Below are 15,347 nucleotides of genomic sequence, written 5' to 3'. Positions count from 1 at the left end.
GCTGGTGGCATGTCTTCGACCTCTTCGATCCGCGTACGTTTCGCCCCGTCACCGACCGGCATGTTCCATGTCGGCGGCGCTCGCTCGGCGCTGTTCAACTGGGCGATGGCCGCGCAGTCGGGCGGGACGCTCGTGCTGCGGATCGAGGACACCGACGCCTCCCGCAACAGCCCCGAATGGACCGAGGGCATCATCCGCGCCCTGGCGTGGCTCGGGATGGACGGCGAGCAGTACGAGGGCCCCTACTTCCAGTCCGCCAACGCCGACAAGCACGCCGAGGCCGTCCGCACGCTGAAGGACGCGGGCCGCGCCTACTACTGCGACTGCTCCCGCGAGGCCGTGGTGGCCCGGACCGGCGACCAGCACAAGGGCTACGACGGCTTCTGCCGCGACCGCGGCCTGGAGACGGGCCCCGGGCGGGCCCTCCGCTTCCGCACCCCGGACGAGGGGCAGACCACCGTCGTCGACCTGCTGCGCGGCAAGCCCGTCTTCGAGAACGCCGTCCTTGAGGACTTCGTCATCGCCCGCGCCGACGGGTCCGTCACGTTCCTGCTGGCCAACGCCGTCGACGACATGAGCCAGGGCATCACCCACGTGGTGCGGGGCGAGGAGCACCTGTCCAACGCGCCCAAGCAGCAGCTGCTGTGGGAGGCGCTCGGCGCGGAGCCGCCGGTGTGGGCGCACGTGCCCGTCATCGTCAACGAGAAGCGGCAGAAGCTGTCCAAGCGCCGCGACAAGGTCGCCCTGGAGGACTACCGCGCCGAGGGCTACCTCGCCGAGGCCGTGCGCAACTACCTGATGCTGCTGGGCTGGGCGCCGTCCGACGACCGCGAGATCCTCCCCTGGGACGTGATGGTCGAGGAGTTCCGCATCGAGGACGTCAACACCTCGCCCGCCTTCTTCGACGTCAAGAAGCTCCGCGCGATCAACGGCGAGTACGTCCGGGCCCTGCCCCCCGAGAAGTTCATCGCCGAGTGCCTGCCGTTCCTCCAGGAGGCGCCCTTCGACGTCGACGTCGCGGTGTTCGCCGAGCTGGCGCCGCTCGCGCAGACCCGCGTCGCGCTGCTGTCGGAGATCATCCAGATGATCGACTTCGCTTTCCTGGACGAGCCGCCGTCCGACGAGCAGTCCTGGAACAAGGCGATGAAGGAGCCCGCCGCCGCGATCCTCGCCGCCGCCGAGGCCGCCTACCAGGACGCGCCGTGGAACGCCGCCGAGCTGAAGGACCGGCTGGAGCGGATCGGCGCCGAGCACGGGCTCAAGCTGGGCAAGACCCAGGCGCCCGTCCGCGTCGCCGTCACCGGCCGCACCGTGGGGCTGCCGCTGTTCGAGTCGCTGGAGATCCTGGGCCGCGACCGCACCCTCGCCCGCATCGCCGCCGCCCGCGCCCGGCTGGACGCCGGCGCCTAGCCGCCCGCCCGGGCGCCGCGAAGCGGTCAGTCCGGGGCGGGCGCCTGCCCGTCGAGGGTCTCGCGCAGGAGCAGGATCCTGCGGCTCAGCTCCTCGTACTCGTCCCGAAGCGTGGCCGGGACGTGCTTGCCGAGCACCTCGGCCTGCTCCTCGACCGAGGCCAGGAGGTCGCCCGCGGAACGGTCGCCGGGCGCATCCTGCGGCGCCCCCGTGGGACGCGCCTCCAGCAGCGCCGTCTGCTCCCTCAGCAGGGCCGCCTGCTCGCGCAGCAGCGCCGTCTGGTCGCGGAGCTGCTTGTTCTTGTTGTGCAGCTCCACGAACACCGAGACCTTGGCGCGCAGCACCCACGGGTCGAACGGCTTGGAGATGAAGTCGACCGCGCCCGCCGCGTAACCGCGGAAGGCGTAGTCGGGGTCGCTGTTCACCGCCGTGAGGAAGATGATCGGCAGATCGCGGGTCTTCTTGCGGCGCTTGATGTCGCGGGCCGTCTCGAACCCGTCCATGCCCGGCATGACGACGTCCAGCAGGATGACCGCGTACTCCTCGGTGAGCAGCGCCTTCAGCGCGTCCTCACCGGACCGCGCGCGGACCAGGTCCTGATCGAGCGAGCTGAGGATGGCCTCCAGCGCGATCAGGTTCTCCTCGCGGTCGTCCACGAGCAGGATCTTGGCCTTGTCGTCCACGCGCGTCTCTCCGATCCCGGTCCCCGCCAGCGCCGCACCCCCACGGCGACCCTACTGTCCGGCTCCTCTCCTCAGCGGACGATGGAGGGCTGCAGCCAGTTCCTCATGACATCAAGGAGATGGTCCACGTCCACGGGCTTCGGCACATAGTCCGACGCGCCCGAGGCAAGGCTCTTCTCCCGGTCCTCCTTCATCACCTTGGCCGTGATGACGATGATCGGCAACTCGGCGAACTGCGGCATCTCCCTGATCGCGGCCGTGGTGGCGTAGCCGTCCAGGCCCGGCATCATGATGTCCATCAGCACGACCGCCACATCGGGGTTGCGGTGCAGGACGTCGATCCCGGCCTGCCCGTCCTCGGCGTACAGGACCTCCATGCCGTAGCCCTCCAGGACGCTGGTGAGCGCGAACACGTTGCGCACGTCGTCGTCGACGATCAGGACCTTGCGGCCCGACAGGACCGTGTCGAGGAAGTCCTTGGGCGGCTCCCGCAGCATCCCGTTCAGCGCTCGCTCGGACTTGCCGGGGCGCTCCCCGCCGGGCGGGCGCTGCTCCGCCGCCGGCGCGCCCTCCGCGCCCGCCCCCCCGACGCCGCCGTTCCCGTGCGCGGCCCCGGAGATCATCGCGGGCGCGCCCTCCGCGCCCGCGACGACCGCCTCGTCCGGCGGCGTCGAGCGGCGCCGGTCGTCGCGGTCGCTGTACTGGGCGGGCAGGTAGAGCGTGAACACGCTGCCGCGGCCCGGCTGGCTCTCGGCGTGGATCTCCCCGCCCAGCAGCCGCGCGATGTTGCGGCTGATCGACAGCCCGAGACCGGTGCCGCCGTAGCGGCGGCTCGTGGTCCCGTCGGCCTGCTGGAACGGCTCGAAGATCTCCTGGAGCTTGTCGGCGCTCACCCCGATGCCGGTGTCGATCACCCGGAACGCGATCACGTCGGGGGTGTTCCACAGCGCCGGCAGCGTGAAGTCGATGTCGCCGGCCCGCTCGATCAGCAGCCGCACCTCGCCCTCGGCGGTGAACTTCACCGCGTTCGACAGCAGGTTCCGCAGTACCTGCTGCAGCCGCTGCTCGTCGGTGTTGAGGGCGGCCGGGACGTCCGGCGCGACCTCCACCCCGAACTGCAGGCCCTTGTCCACCGACAGCGGGCGGAACGTGGCGTCCACGTAGTCGACCAGCGCCGACACCGAGAGCCGCTGCGGGTGCGCCTCCATCTTCCCGGCCTCGACCTTCGCCAGGTCCAGAATGTCGTTGATCAGCTCCAGCAGGTCGGTGCCGGACTCGTGGATCGTCCGGGCGAACTCCACCTGCTTGTCGGTGAGGTTGCCGTCCTGGTTCTCCGACAGCAGCTTGGCCAGCACCAGCAGGCTGTTCAGCGGCGTGCGCAGCTCGTGCGACATGTTCGCCAGGAACTCCGACTTGTACCGCGAGGAGATCGCCAGCTGCTCGGCGCGCTCCTCCAGCGTCCGCCTGGCCTGCTCGATCTGGAAGTTCTGGATCTCGATCGCGCGGTTCTGCTGGGCCAGCAGCGCCGCCTTCTCCTCCAGCTCGGTGTTGGAGTGCCGGAGCTCGCCCTGCTGGCGCTGCAGCTCGTCCGAGCGCTCCTGCAGCTCCTGCGCGAGCCGCTGCGACTCGCCGAGCAGCGCCTCGGTGCGGGTGTTGGCCCGGATCGCGTTGAGCGTGACCCCGATCGTCTCGATCAGCTGGCTGAAGAACGCCAGGTGGACGTCGGTGAACCGGCCGAAGGAGGCGAGCTCGATCGCGCCGAGCACCTCGTCCTCGAACACGATCGGCAGCACGATGATGTTGACCGGGGACGCCTCGCCGAGGCCCGACCCGATCTTGACGTAGTCGGCCGGGGCGTCGGCGATCAGCAGGGCCCGGCGTTCCTGCGCCGCCTGGCCGACGAGGCCCTCGCCCAGCCCGAACCGGACGGGCCCCCCGCGGTGCCGCCGCGTCCCGTACCCGGCGATCAGCGCGAGATCGGGCTCCTCGCCCGCGATCTCGGCCAGGTAGAACGCGCCGTACTGGGCGCTGGCGGTCGGCGTCAGCTCACGCATGATCAGGTCGGCGACCTGCTGGAGGTCGCGGTGGCCCTGCATGAGCCCGCCGATCCGCGCCAGGTTGGTCTTGAGCCAGTCCTGCTCCTCGTTGGCGCGGGTCGTCTCGCGCAGCGTCGCGACCATCAGGTTGACGTTGTCGCTCAGCTCGGCGACCTCGCCGCGCGCCTCCACGGTGATCGTCCGGGTCAGGTCGCCGGTGGCGACCGCGCTGGCGACCTCACCGATCGCGCGGACCTGGGTGGTCAGGTTGCCGGCCAGCTCGTTGACGCTCTCGGTGAGCCGCTTCCAGGTGCCCGAGACGCCCTCGACCTCGGCCTGGCCGCCGAGGCGGCCCTCGATGCCGACCTCCCGCGCCACGCGGGTGACCTCGGACGCGAACGACGACAGCGTGTCCACCATCGTGTTCAGCGTGGTCTTCAGCTCCAGGATCTCGCCCTGGGCGTCCACGTCGATGCGCCGCGTCAGGTCGCCGTGCGCGACCGCGGTCGCGACCTGGGCGATGTTGCGGACCTGGTAGGTCAGGTTGGACGCCATGCCGTTGACGTTGTCGGTCAGGTCCTTCCACATGCCGCCCGCGCCGGGCACCCGGGCCTGGCCGCCGAGGCGGCCCTCGGTGCCGACCTCGCGGGCGACGCGGCTGACCTCGTCGGCGAACGCCGACAGGGTGTCGACCATCGTGTTGAGGGTGGTCTTGAGCTGCAGTATCTCGCCCTGCGCGTCCACCTCGATCTTGCGGGTCAGGTCGCCCTGCGCCACCGCCGTGGTGACCTGCGCGATCCCGCGCACCTGGTTGGTGAGGTTGTTCGCCATCGAGTTGACGTTGTCGGTCAGGTCGAGCCAGACCCCGCCCGCGCCGGGCACGATCGCCTGGCCGCCGAGCCGCCCCTCGGTGCCGACCTCCCGCGCCACGCGGGTGACCTCGGACGCGAACGCCGACAGGGTGTCGACCATCGCGTTCACGGTGTCCTTGAGCTCCAGGATCTCGCCCTGCGCGTCGACCGTGATCTTCTTGCCGAGGTCGCCCTCGGCGACGGCGGTGGTGACCTGGGCGATGTTGCGGACCTGGTAGGTCAGGTTGGACGCCATGCCGTTGACGTTGCTGGTCAGGTCCTTCCACACGCCGCTCACGCCGGGCACCCGGGCCTGGCCGCCGAGGCGGCCCTCGGTGCCGACCTCGCGGGCGACCCGGGTGACCTCGTCGGCGAACGCCGACAGTGTGTCGACCATCGTGTTGACGGTGTTCTTGAGCTGCAGGATCTCGCCCTGCGCGTCGACCGTGATCTTCTTGCCGAGGTCGCCCTCGGCGACGGCGGTGGTGACCTGGGCGATGTTGCGGACCTGGTAGGTCAGGTTGTTCGCCATCGCGTTGACGTTGTCGGTCAGGTTCTTCCAGACGCCGCTGACGCCCGGCACGTTCGCCTGGCCGCCCAGCTGCCCCTCGGTGCCGACCTCGCGGGCCACGCGGGTGACCTCGCCGGCGAACGCCGACAGCTGGTCGACCATCGTGTTCACGGTGAGCTTCAGCTCCTGCAGCTCACCGGACGCCTCCACCGTGACCTTGCGGGTCAGGTCGCCGCGGGCCACCGCCGTGGTGACCTCCGCGATGTCGCGGACCTGCGAGGTCAGCCGCGACGCCATCACGTTCACCGACGCGGTCACGTCCCGCCAGCGGCCGGTCATGCCGCGCGCCGGCGCCTGCCCGCCGAGGCGGCCCTCGGTGCCGACCTCGCGGGCGAACTGGGTGACCTCCCAGGTGAACTGGTCGAGCAGCTCGACCATGCCGTTGACCGACTTGGCCATGCGCAGCAGCTCCCCGCGCATCGGCCGGCCGCGCACCCGCAGCTCCACCCGCTGGCTCAGGTCCCCGGCGGCCACCGCCTCCACCACCTGGCTCATCCCGGTGGCGAGGTCGGTGAGCTTGTCGATGATCGCGTTGGCGTCCTCCACCGCGCCCGCCCAGGTGCCCCGCAGCGTCCCCGGCGTCAGGCGTCCCCGCAGCTGCCCCTCCCGGCCGATCTCCTTCCGGACGCGGCTCAGGCCCGAGGCCAGCTCCATGCCGTTCTCCCGGATCTCCTCCAGGACGGCCGCGGCCTCCGCCACGGCGCCCTCGCCCGGCACGTCCAGCTCCGACCTCGCCTTGCCGTCCCTTACGGCGACCAGCGCCCTCAGGAGCGGTTCGAGGTCCGCGTCGCTGTAACGCGGGGTGGTGTCGCGGTACCCGCCGTTCGGGCGGGCACGTGACGCGGTACGCGGCATGCTGTTCATCCTCCTGGCCCGCGATTCGTCGGTTATCCGGATACCACGGACTCCTGGCTGCTCTGGGGGCCTCATCGGCCGCATCTGTACTCTACGTCGCCGCGCGGCGGCGGACTTTCCTCCGGCCGGTCCCGGCGTCCACCGGGACCGGCCGCGCGTCCGCCCTCGTAGCCTTCGTGTTACGGTCTGTCGTGTTGTGGCGGGGATCGTGAAGGCCCAGGCCGGACGCATTCCCGAGCGGGTTCGCGGCTCTCGGTGCCGGGCGGCCGACCAGTCTGTCACGATAGCCAGGCCCGGGTAGGAAACGCTTCGAACGAGGGACGACAGTTGGATCGGCAGACGGCGACGGCCTCCTTCCCGTCCGCCGCGGCGGCGGTGGCGGACGCGCGCCGATTCGTCCGCAAGGTGCTGGCCGACTGGAGCATGGACGAGGTGGCCGACGACGCCGTCCTCGCGACGAGCGAGCTCGCCACCAACGCGGTCGCCTACGCCGGGACCTCGTTCGAGGTCTCCTGCCGCCTGGCGGGCGGCGACGTCGAGATCGAGGTCCGCGACCGCCACCCCACCCGGGGCATCGAGATGCCGGGCGTCACCGCCTCCAGCGGGCGCGGGCTCCCGTCGATCGCCCGCCTCGCCGACTCCTGGGGCGTCTCCTACGACCGCCGCACCAAGGGCGTCTGGTTCCGGCTGCCCCGGCCCGGCGCCGCCGGTGCCGTGGCGCCGACCGGCGGCTCGGCCGCCGAGGGCGCCGAGGCGGCCTTCACCGCCGACACCGCCGACATCGCCGCGAACGGCTCCGTGCGAGAGGAGTACGCCGTCGGCGAGCGCGGCGCCCGCGACGCGGCCGAACCGGTGCGGGACGGGGCGGCCGCCGGCGGCCATGCCCGGGACGGCCGGCTCGCGGGCGGCGCGGGCGAGGTCCCCGTGGCCGGCGACCGGCTCCTGCGCTCCCCGGCGGCCGTGGAGGCCATGGAGGACGGCGTCGTCACCGCCCGCGAGGTCCTCGGCGCCGAGGGCGCCGCCGTCCTGCTGACCGAGCGCGACGGACGGCTGATCATGGGATCGGCCGCCGGGACGGCCGCCGAGATGCCGCTCGGCGAGCTCTCGGTCGCCTCCCTCACCCCCGCCGCCCGCGCAGGCTCCGCCTGGGTCGCCGCGGACGCCTCCGACCCGACCGCCGCGGCGCTGCGGGCCTCCTCGCTGGCCGCCGCGCCGCTGGAGTCCCAGGGCCGGCTGACGGGCCTCATCGTGGCCGTCTCGTCCCTGTCCGGCCGCTTCGACGACTCCGACGGCGCCCGGCTCGGCAGGCTCGCCGACGAGATGTCGCTCTCCCTGGAGAAGGCCAGGGTGGGCGAGTTGGAACGATCCTGGCGCGGCTGGCTCAGCTTCGTCGCCGAGGCCAGCGACCTGCTCGCCGGCACCCTCGACCAGGAGCGCACGATGGCGCTGGTCGCCCAGCTCGTCGTGCCGCGCCTGGCCACCTGGTGCGCCGTCTACACCGTCACCGAGGCCGAGCCCGACCGGCTCGCCTACGTGTGGCACGCCGACGAGGACCGCTCCGACGGCCTGCGGGAGCTGCTCGAACTCGCGGGCGCGGTCCCCCCCACCGACGCCCCCGGGCCGTGGAACGGGCTCGCCGCCGCGCCCGAGGACGTCCGGGCCGCCGTCGGCGACACCGCGACCGACCAGGTCTACGCCTTCCCGCTGATCGCCCGCGGCCGGCGCATCGGCACCATCGTGATCGGCCGCCCGGCCGGCGACCGCTTCCCGCGCAGCGCGCTCGAGCTGGCCGAGGAGCTGAGCCGCCGCGCCGCCCTCGCCGTCGACAACGCGCGCCTGTTCTCCGCCCAGACCGCCATGAGCAGCGCCCTGCAGCGCAGCCTGCTGCCGCCCGGCATCCCCGAGATCCCCGGCCTGGAGGTGGCGGTGGTCTACGAGCCCGCCGGGGAGGGCAGCGAGGTCGGCGGCGACTTCTACGACGTCTTCGAAAGCGGCCGCCTGCCCGGCGGACCGGCCCCCGCGTCCCGCTGGCGGTTCGCCATCGGCGACGTGTGCGGCACCGGCCCCGAGGCCGCCGCCGTCACCGGCCTGGCCCGGCACGCGCTGCGCATCCTCGCCGCCGAGAACCTGTCCGTCCCGGCCGTCCTCGCCCGCCTCAACCGGCTCATTCTCGGCGAGGGGGAGCGCGGGCGGCTGCTCACCCTGCTGCACGGCGAGATCGCGGCCCGCCGGCGCCGCGACGGCGTGACGATCAAACTGACGAGCGCGGGGCACCCGCCCCCGCTGGTGCTCGACCCGGAGGGCGACGTTCGCGAGGTCGCCTCGCCCCAGCCGCTGCTGGGCGTCTTCGACGGTGTGGAGTTCAACACCGACACCGTCGAGCTGCGTCGCGGAGAGGTCCTGCTCTGCGTGACCGACGGGGTCACCGAGCGGCGCGCCGGCAGCCGGCTCCTCGGCGACGGGCACGGCCTGGAGCGGATCTTCGCCGAATGCACCGGACTGAGCGCCGGGGCCGTGGCGGCCCGCATCCAGCGCGCGGTGCGCGACTTCGGCCCGGAGCCGTCGAACGACGACGTTGCCCTCATCGTTCTGCGGGCGTCATGATGGAGACCAACAATCGGTAAGGTGGGGTGGCGTGGGGCTTGCCTTGCACACGACACGACAGGACGGCCGTGCGACGATCGCCGCGCGCGGCTCGATAGACCTGCACTCCTCCGACGAGCTGCGCGCTCGGCTGACCGAGCTCGTGGACGCGGGCGAGCGGTCGGTCGTCGTCGATCTCGCGGCGGTCGACTTCTGTGACTCCTCCGGCCTGAACGTTCTCGTCCGCGCGTACAAGCACGCGCGTGCGCAGAACGCCACGCTCACGGTCACCGGGGCCTACGGCCGCGTCGAGAACGTGCTGCGCACGACCGGGCTCGACCGCTTCCTCATCGAGGGCCCGGCGGAGGAGGCTTCGGCCGATGGGCGGTGAAGGGAAACGATGAAGAACGGCGAGCGGGCGGAGTGACCGACCCGATGACCGAGACCACGCTGCGCGCGGCGCCCCAGACCGAGGCGGTCGAGTACGCGAGGCGACTCGCGGCCCGGACCATGCGCACCTGGGCGCTCATGGACCGTGAGGAGCTCGTCACCGCGATCGTGGCAGAGCTCGTCGCCAACGCCGTCCGGCACGCCGGGACGGCGTTGGAGCTGCGGTTGCTGCGCGGCAGCGGGCGGGTCCGCGTCGAGGTCCGCGACCGCGCGGCCCAGCTGCCCCGACTCACCGTCCCCGGCCCCCTGGACGAGTCGCACCGCGGCCTGTTCATCGTCGACCGTTTCGCCAACTCGTGGGGCGCCGACCCGGTGACCGGCGGAAAGGTCGTCTGGGCCGAGGTCGACATCTGACACGCGTCCCGCCTGGAACGCGCCTCCCGCACGGGCTCCGACCGGCAGCGCGCCCACCGCACGTGGCGGGTGGGCGCGCACCGGTCAGGCCGAGACGGTCAGGCCGAGTTGATCGAACGGACCCGATCAGACGGACTTGCGGTACAGCTCCGCGACCATGAAGGCCAGGTCCAGCGACTGGCCCCGGTTGAGCCGCGGGTCGCAGGCCGTCTCGTAGCGCTGGTGCAGGTCGGCTTCGGCGAGCCCCTGGCCGCCGCCGACGCATTCGGTCACGTCGTCGCCGGTGAACTCGATGTGGATGCCGCCCGGGTGCGTGCCGAGGGCCCGGTGGACCTCGAAGAACCCGGCCACCTCGTCCAGCACGTCGTCCAGCCGCCGGGTCTTGTGCCCGCTCGGCGCCTCGAACGTGTTGCCGTGCATGGGGTCGCAGATCCACGCTACGGGGGCCCCGCTCTGGTGCACCTTCTCGATCAGCGGCGGCAGCGTGTCGCGGATGCGGTCGGCGCCCATGCGGGTGATGAAGGTGAGCCGGCCGGGCTCGCGCTCGGGGTTCAGCCGCTCCATCAGGGCCAGCGCGTCGTCGGCCGAGGTCGTCGGGCCGAGCTTCACCCCGATCGGGTTGCGGATGTGGCGCAGGAACTCGACGTGCGCGCCGTCCAGCTGCCGGGTCCGCTCACCGATCCACAGGAAGTGCGCGGACACGTCGTAGGGCAGGCCGCTCAGGTGGTCGATGCGCGTCAGCGCGCGCTCGTACTCCAGCAGAAGCGCCTCGTGGCTGGAGTAGAACTCCACCCCGTGGAACTCGTCCGGGTTCGCCCCGCACGCCTTCATGAACGTCAGCGCCCGGTCGATCTCGCCCGCCAGCTGCTCGTAGCGGCGACCCGCCGGGCTCTGCGCGACGAAGTCCTGGTTCCAGGCGTGCACCTGGCGCAGATCGGCGTAGCCGCCCTTGGTGAACGCCCGGCACAGGTTCAGCGTCACCGCAGAGCAGTGGTAGGCCTTGAGCAGGCGCTTCGGGTCGTTGCGCCGCGAGGCGGCGTCGAAGGCGAACCCGTTCACCGCGTCGCCCCGGTAGGCGGGCAGCTCCACGCTGCCGCGGGCCTCCACGGGCTTGGAGCGCGGCTTGGCGTACTGGCCCGCCATCCGGCCGATCTTCACGACGGGGACGCTCGCCGCGTAGGTGAGGACGACCGCCATCTGCAGCAGCGTCTTCAGCTTGTTCTTCACCGCGTCGGCGTTCGACCCCTCGAACGTCTCGGCGCAGTCGCCGCCCTGCAGGACGAACGCCTCACCGCGGGCGACGTCCGCGAGCTGCGCCTTCAACTGGTCGCATTCACCGGCGAAGACGAGCGGCGGCTGGGCCGCCAGCTCGGCGGCCGCTTCGCCAACCTCGTCCGGATCGTCCCAATCAGGCTGCTGGAGAGCGGGGAGGGCGCGCCAGGCGTCGAGGTCCCCGAAGGCGGCGGAAGTACTCACCCTGAAAGGCTATGGCACGCCCCGCCCTGCGTGAACGGGAAGCACCCGCGCGGCGGGGGTTCGCGGGCCTTGGACGCGGCAGGGCGGCCCCGTTTCCGGGGCCGCCCTGTTGCCGGTCATGCGGCGGGACGCCGCTTCAGGCGCGCGCTCAGGCCGCCCGGGTCCCGGCGGTGGCCGGTTCCGGCGCGGTGCCGTTGCCGCCGACGAGCGTCCGGCGGCCGCTCAGGTCCGTCTCGCCGGCCAGCTGCCGCAGCCGCCGCAGCGAACGGTCGGTGATCTGCCGGACGCGGTTGTGGCTCAGCCCGTACCGGGCGCCGATCTGCGCGTACGACAGCGGCTGCCCGCTGTCCATCCCGAACCGGGCCCGCAGGATCGCGGACTCGCGCTCGGGGAGCCGGTCCAGCAGCCGCCCGAGGCCCTCGATGTCGTCCAGCGCGAGGATCTCCGCCTCCGGGGTGACGGCGTCCGGGTCCTGCAGCAGGTCGCCCATGGACGTCTCGCCGGCGTCGTCGACGGTCGCGTCCAGGCTCGCCGGGTCGCGCCGCCATCGCAGCAGTTCGTCGACGTGCTCGGCGTTGGCGCCGAGGGCGCCCGCGAGCTCGTCGCGCGACGGCTCCCTGCCGAGCTCGCGGCTGAGCTGGCGCTCCGCGCGCCGCAGTCGCGACAACTCCTCCTCGACGTGGACCGGCAGGCGGATCGTGCGGGCGGTGTGGCTCAGCCCGCGGCCGATCGCCTGCCGGATCCACCAGGTGGCATAGGTGGAGAACTTGAAGCCGCGGCGGTAGTCGAACTTCTCCACCGCGCGCATCAGCCCCAGGTTCCCTTCCTGGATGAGGTCGATGAGGGGCAACGAGTCGGTCGGGTACTTCCGGGCGATCGAGACGACCAGCCGCAGATTGGCCTCGACGAAACGCTGCTTCGCGCGCAGCCCCGCCGCGGCCAGCTCCGCCAGCTCCTCACGGGACGCCCCCTCGGGCACCTTCCCCTCGTCGAGCAGCTGTTCGGCGTACAGGCCCCCTTCGATCGCCTTGGCCAGATCGACCTCCTCCTGCGCGTCGAGCAGGGGGCTACGGCCGATCCGGTCGAGGTACGCCCCGACAAGATCCTTGTCGGGGACTTCGACCCTGTCGCCCTTGGTTCGGGTTCCAGCCATCCTGACCCTTCTCCGGTGCGATCTCCCTAGGAGGAGAACGCCAATTACCGCTCTGTGATTCCCGGGTGGGGAATACTGCGAGGCTGTAAGCCGCTCTACGTCGTGATACCCCGACTGAGGAGAAACCGACATGGCCACGGTCACACTGACCGCTGAGAACTTCGACGAGGTGGCTCAGGGCGAAGGCATCGTGCTGGTCGACTTCTGGGCAGAGTGGTGCGGGCCGTGCAAGAGGTTCGCACCCGTGTTCGAGCGGTCGGCGGACAAGCACGAGGACGTCGTCTTCGGCAAGGTGGACACCGACGCCGAGGCCGAGTTGTCGGAGCGGTTCGGCATCCGGTCCATCCCCACGCTGATGGCGATCCGCGACGGCATGATCGTGTTCGCCGAGCCGGGCGCGCTGCCCGAGTCCGTGCTGGAGAACGTGATCGAGCAGGTCCGCGGCCTCGACATGGAGGACGTCCGCCGGCGCGCGAATGCCTGACCCGCCGCCCGCCAGGTAGCGCGGACGAGGCGCGCGGCGGGCGCCGGAGAGGCGAGAGGGCAAAGAAGCAGACGGCGCCGCCCCTTCCCCTGCGGGCATGGTCGATGATGGACGGATGCTCGCCGATGTCGTCCGATACCTGGTGTGCCCCGTGTGCGGAGCCGACCTGGAACTGGCCGACCGCCGCCTGGCCTGCCCGGGAGGGCATGCCTTCGACATCGCGCGCCAGGGGTATGCGAACCTTCTGCCGGGCAACGCCCGTCCGGGAACGGCCGACACGCCGGAGATGGTCCGCGCGAGAGACGAGTTCCTGACGACCGGCCACTTCGCGGCCCTCGCGGACCGGCTCGCCTGGAGCGTTGCGCGTGCCGACCCCGCCTTCGTCATGGACGCGGGCGCCGGAACCGGGTACTACCTCGGCCGCATCCTCGACCGGATGCCCGACGCCGTCGGCCTCGCCCTGGACATCTCCAAGCACGCCGCCCGGCGCGCCGCCAAGGCCCATCAGCGCTGCGGCGCCGTCGTCGCGGACCTCTGGCGGCCGTTCCCGCTGCGCGACGGCGCGGCCGACACCGTCGTCAACGTGTTCGCCCCGCGCAACGCGACCGAGTTCCACCGCGTACTCCGAGACGACGGGCTGCTGTTCACGGTGACTCCGTCCCCCCGGCACCTCGAAACGCTCGTGGAGCCCCTCGGCCTGCTTTCGATCGACCAGGACAAGACCGAGCGCATGGACACCGCGCTCTCCGGCTACTTCAAGCTGGACTCGCGCCAGGTGCTCGAAACCGGGACCGTCCTGACGCACGGCGAGGTGATCACACTCGTCGGAATGGGGCCGAGCGCGCACCACGTTCCGCCCGAGCGGCTCAGGGAACGGCTGGAAAGGCTGCCCGAGCCGCTGGCCGCGCCCCTGTCGTTCGTCCTGTCCACCTACCGGCGGCTGGAGTAGGCGCGTGCCCCGCCTGCGTGATCTCCAGCATGACCTGCGGGGTCTCGCCCGGCTCCGTCACCTCTTCGACGCCCGGTACGGCGACCGTTTCGTAGAGGAACGACGCGGCGAGCGAGCGGGCTGCCGCGCTCAGCAGGAGACGCTGGAGAGCCTGGCCGGCGCGAAGCCACTCGGCAGGGGAGTCCCCCCGAGTGGTCAGCACCCCCCGCTGCCCCGTCGAGTGAGGCGCCGGCGGAAGCCGGCGAAGCGTCGCTCCTTCCAGCCTCGCCACTCCGGCCAGCTCGTCGACCACGGGTGAAGGGGGACGACGGCCGCCCGCGGAGGGTGGACCGGCGCGGAACGGTCGGAGGGTCGCAGCGTAGAGAAGCCGCTCCTCGCGGGATACGCGGTGCCGTCCGGCCAGGCGCACGGACGCGAGGACGGACGGCCGTCCGGGATCGGGCAGCAACCGCACGACGGCCTCGTGACCGAGTTGCGCGGCGGCCAGGCGCAGGTTCACCAGTGCGGCGCCGCTGCTGAGGTGGAGGCCGCGTCCCGCGGGGTCGTGCCTCGGCCGGAGCCTGTCCGGGTCCGCGTGCACCTCGATCAGGCCGGAGACAACCTTGAACCGCCAAGCGTGCACGTCATGAACCGTGGGTCCCATCGTCGCGGCGACCACGAGACGCTCCGCCGAAGCGCGGACGCCGGCGGGCACATTCACGGGCTTCCTCCTGACCTCGGGCGACAGCAGACCCGGGAGCCACCTCCCGCCCCGTGAGACGGTCCGTCTCGGGGAGAGCGGTCAAGGCACGGTACCCCACTGTGACCCGAAGCACGTAGCGCGTGAAAAGGGAGGTCGGCGCACCGGACGGTGTGCACGGGTGACAAGTGGCGCGGGTTCGTGGGGCCCGCGATTTGACGGTCCCGGCGGGGCGCCTTAATGTCGTCCTCGCCCCAAGGGGACGCGGACGCCGAGAGGCGGCCGGCCCTGGGGAGCAAGCCACTGAAAGTGGTTCGAGCGCCACTCGGACCGATGTAAGATGGTTTGAGAGCCCACAACGGGATGCAGGACGCCGCGAGGTGGCCGGCCCGCAGGGCGCCTCCCACGGAACGATCTTTCTGAGTCTTCGACTTGGGTTGTGTCGTCGCGTGGGGGACCGGGAAACCTTCGATTCGTCAAAAAGATCTTCCCAGATCGGCTTGACACCGGAGATGAGCCTGGTAAGTTAGCAGGGTTGCCCCGGAGCCGGGGACCGCGGGAGCGGGGTTCGGCGCGGTGGGTGTCCGTTTCTTGAGAACTCAACAGCGTGTTAAAAGCCAGTGCCTTTATCGGCTCGGTCTTTTTGGCCGGGTCGCCCCGTGCCATCTCGCTTTTGTGGGGTGGTGGGGATTTCTTTGAGGCAATGCTGTCCCCTTTTGGGGGGATGGTGATGCTGGGATTGTTTCCTGAGGTTTGGTCGGCTGGGGTTCGCCCCCTGGCTGGTCGTGTGGCCTTGATGGAGAGTTTGATCCT

At 71.7% G+C, this 15,347-nt stretch carries 11 protein-coding genes; 7 read left to right on the top strand and 4 right to left on the bottom strand.

Features of this window, described 5'->3' with window-relative positions; translation table 11 throughout:
- Nucleotides 1–9: 9 nt before the first annotated feature.
- On the top strand, nt 10–1,410 hold the full coding sequence (gene gltX, locus CHC11_RS36945) for a glutamate--tRNA ligase (protein WP_089316550.1): 1,401 nt from the start codon (nt 10–12) through the stop codon (nt 1,408–1,410).
- A 26-nt stretch (nt 1,411–1,436) separates the two neighbouring features.
- Here gltX and CHC11_RS36940 read toward each other — a convergent pair whose 3' ends face one another.
- Together CHC11_RS36940 and CHC11_RS36935 are read right to left on the bottom strand one after the other, a co-directional pair.
- Nucleotides 1,437–2,093 carry a response regulator gene (locus CHC11_RS36940; protein WP_089316549.1) on the bottom strand — a complete coding sequence of 219 codons (657 nt, stop codon included), beginning with the start codon at nt 2,091–2,093 and terminating at the stop codon, nt 1,437–1,439.
- 71 nt (nt 2,094–2,164) lie between these two features.
- Nucleotides 2,165–6,406: a hybrid sensor histidine kinase/response regulator gene (locus tag CHC11_RS36935; protein ID WP_245920244.1), complete on the bottom strand. Its 4,242-nt coding sequence runs from the start codon at nt 6,404–6,406 to the stop codon at nt 2,165–2,167.
- Between the two features lie 327 nt (nt 6,407–6,733).
- Between CHC11_RS36935 and CHC11_RS36930 the strand changes: the two genes are divergently transcribed.
- The 3 genes from CHC11_RS36930 to CHC11_RS36920 are packed head-to-tail and all read left to right on the top strand — an operon-like array spanning nt 6,734 to nt 9,793.
- Nucleotides 6,734–9,010, top strand: a complete 2,277-nt coding sequence (locus CHC11_RS36930) for a SpoIIE family protein phosphatase (protein WP_245920243.1) — start codon at nt 6,734–6,736, stop codon at nt 9,008–9,010.
- Between the two features lie 31 nt (nt 9,011–9,041).
- Nucleotides 9,042–9,380 (top strand): STAS domain-containing protein, encoded by a 339-nt coding sequence (locus CHC11_RS36925; protein WP_089316547.1) that lies wholly within the window; start codon nt 9,042–9,044, stop codon nt 9,378–9,380.
- A 44-nt stretch (nt 9,381–9,424) separates the two neighbouring features.
- Complete coding sequence (locus CHC11_RS36920) at nt 9,425–9,793, top strand: ATP-binding protein (RefSeq protein ID WP_067638735.1); 369 nt, start codon at nt 9,425–9,427, stop codon at nt 9,791–9,793.
- 126 nt (nt 9,794–9,919) lie between these two features.
- Here the strand turns inward: CHC11_RS36920 and CHC11_RS36915 are convergent, their stop codons facing one another.
- Together CHC11_RS36915 and CHC11_RS36910 are read right to left on the bottom strand one after the other, a co-directional pair.
- Complete coding sequence (locus CHC11_RS36915) at nt 9,920–11,269, bottom strand: class II 3-deoxy-7-phosphoheptulonate synthase (protein ID WP_089316546.1); 1,350 nt, start codon at nt 11,267–11,269, stop codon at nt 9,920–9,922.
- A 148-nt stretch (nt 11,270–11,417) separates the two neighbouring features.
- Nucleotides 11,418–12,422, bottom strand: a complete 1,005-nt coding sequence (locus CHC11_RS36910) for a sigma-70 family RNA polymerase sigma factor (RefSeq protein WP_245920242.1) — start codon at nt 12,420–12,422, stop codon at nt 11,418–11,420.
- A gap of 130 nt (nt 12,423–12,552) precedes the next feature.
- Here CHC11_RS36910 and trxA point away from each other — a divergent pair, with 130 nt between their 5' ends.
- The 3 genes from trxA to CHC11_RS42255 form a co-directional block, all read left to right on the top strand.
- Entirely contained in the window at nt 12,553–12,906 is a 354-nt protein-coding gene (gene trxA, locus CHC11_RS36905) for a thioredoxin (RefSeq protein ID WP_089316545.1), read from the top strand.
- Nucleotides 12,907–13,003: 97 nt separating this feature from the next.
- Nucleotides 13,004–13,855 (top strand): putative RNA methyltransferase, encoded by an 852-nt coding sequence (locus CHC11_RS36900; RefSeq protein ID WP_245920241.1) that lies wholly within the window; start codon nt 13,004–13,006, stop codon nt 13,853–13,855.
- A gap of 1,286 nt (nt 13,856–15,141) precedes the next feature.
- Nucleotides 15,142–15,347: hypothetical protein (locus tag CHC11_RS42255; protein WP_218826402.1), on the top strand; the 206-nt coding region annotated here is incomplete at its 3' end.

The organism is Actinomadura mexicana (assembly GCF_900188105.1).
Lineage (GTDB): Bacteria > Actinomycetota > Actinomycetes > Streptosporangiales > Streptosporangiaceae > Spirillospora > Spirillospora mexicana.
The sequence above is the reverse complement of the archived record's forward strand: the minus strand, read 5'-3'. Positions and strand labels throughout refer to the sequence as shown.

Bases quoted from the DNA above. Each gene is read 5' to 3' on its own strand.
- gltX (WP_089316550.1), top strand. From the start codon at position 10: ATGTCTTCGACCTCTTCGATCCGCGTACGTTTCGCCCCGTCACCGACC.
- CHC11_RS36935 (WP_245920244.1), bottom strand. From the start codon at position 6,406: ATGCCGCGTACCGCGTCACGTGCCCGCCCGAACGGCGGGTACCGCGAC.
- CHC11_RS36920 (WP_067638735.1), top strand. From the start codon at position 9,425: ATGACCGAGACCACGCTGCGCGCGGCGCCCCAGACCGAGGCGGTCGAG.
- CHC11_RS36910 (WP_245920242.1), bottom strand. From the start codon at position 12,422: ATGGCTGGAACCCGAACCAAGGGCGACAGGGTCGAAGTCCCCGACAAG.
- trxA (WP_089316545.1), top strand. From the start codon at position 12,553: ATGGCCACGGTCACACTGACCGCTGAGAACTTCGACGAGGTGGCTCAG.
- CHC11_RS36900 (WP_245920241.1), top strand. From the start codon at position 13,004: ATGGTCGATGATGGACGGATGCTCGCCGATGTCGTCCGATACCTGGTG.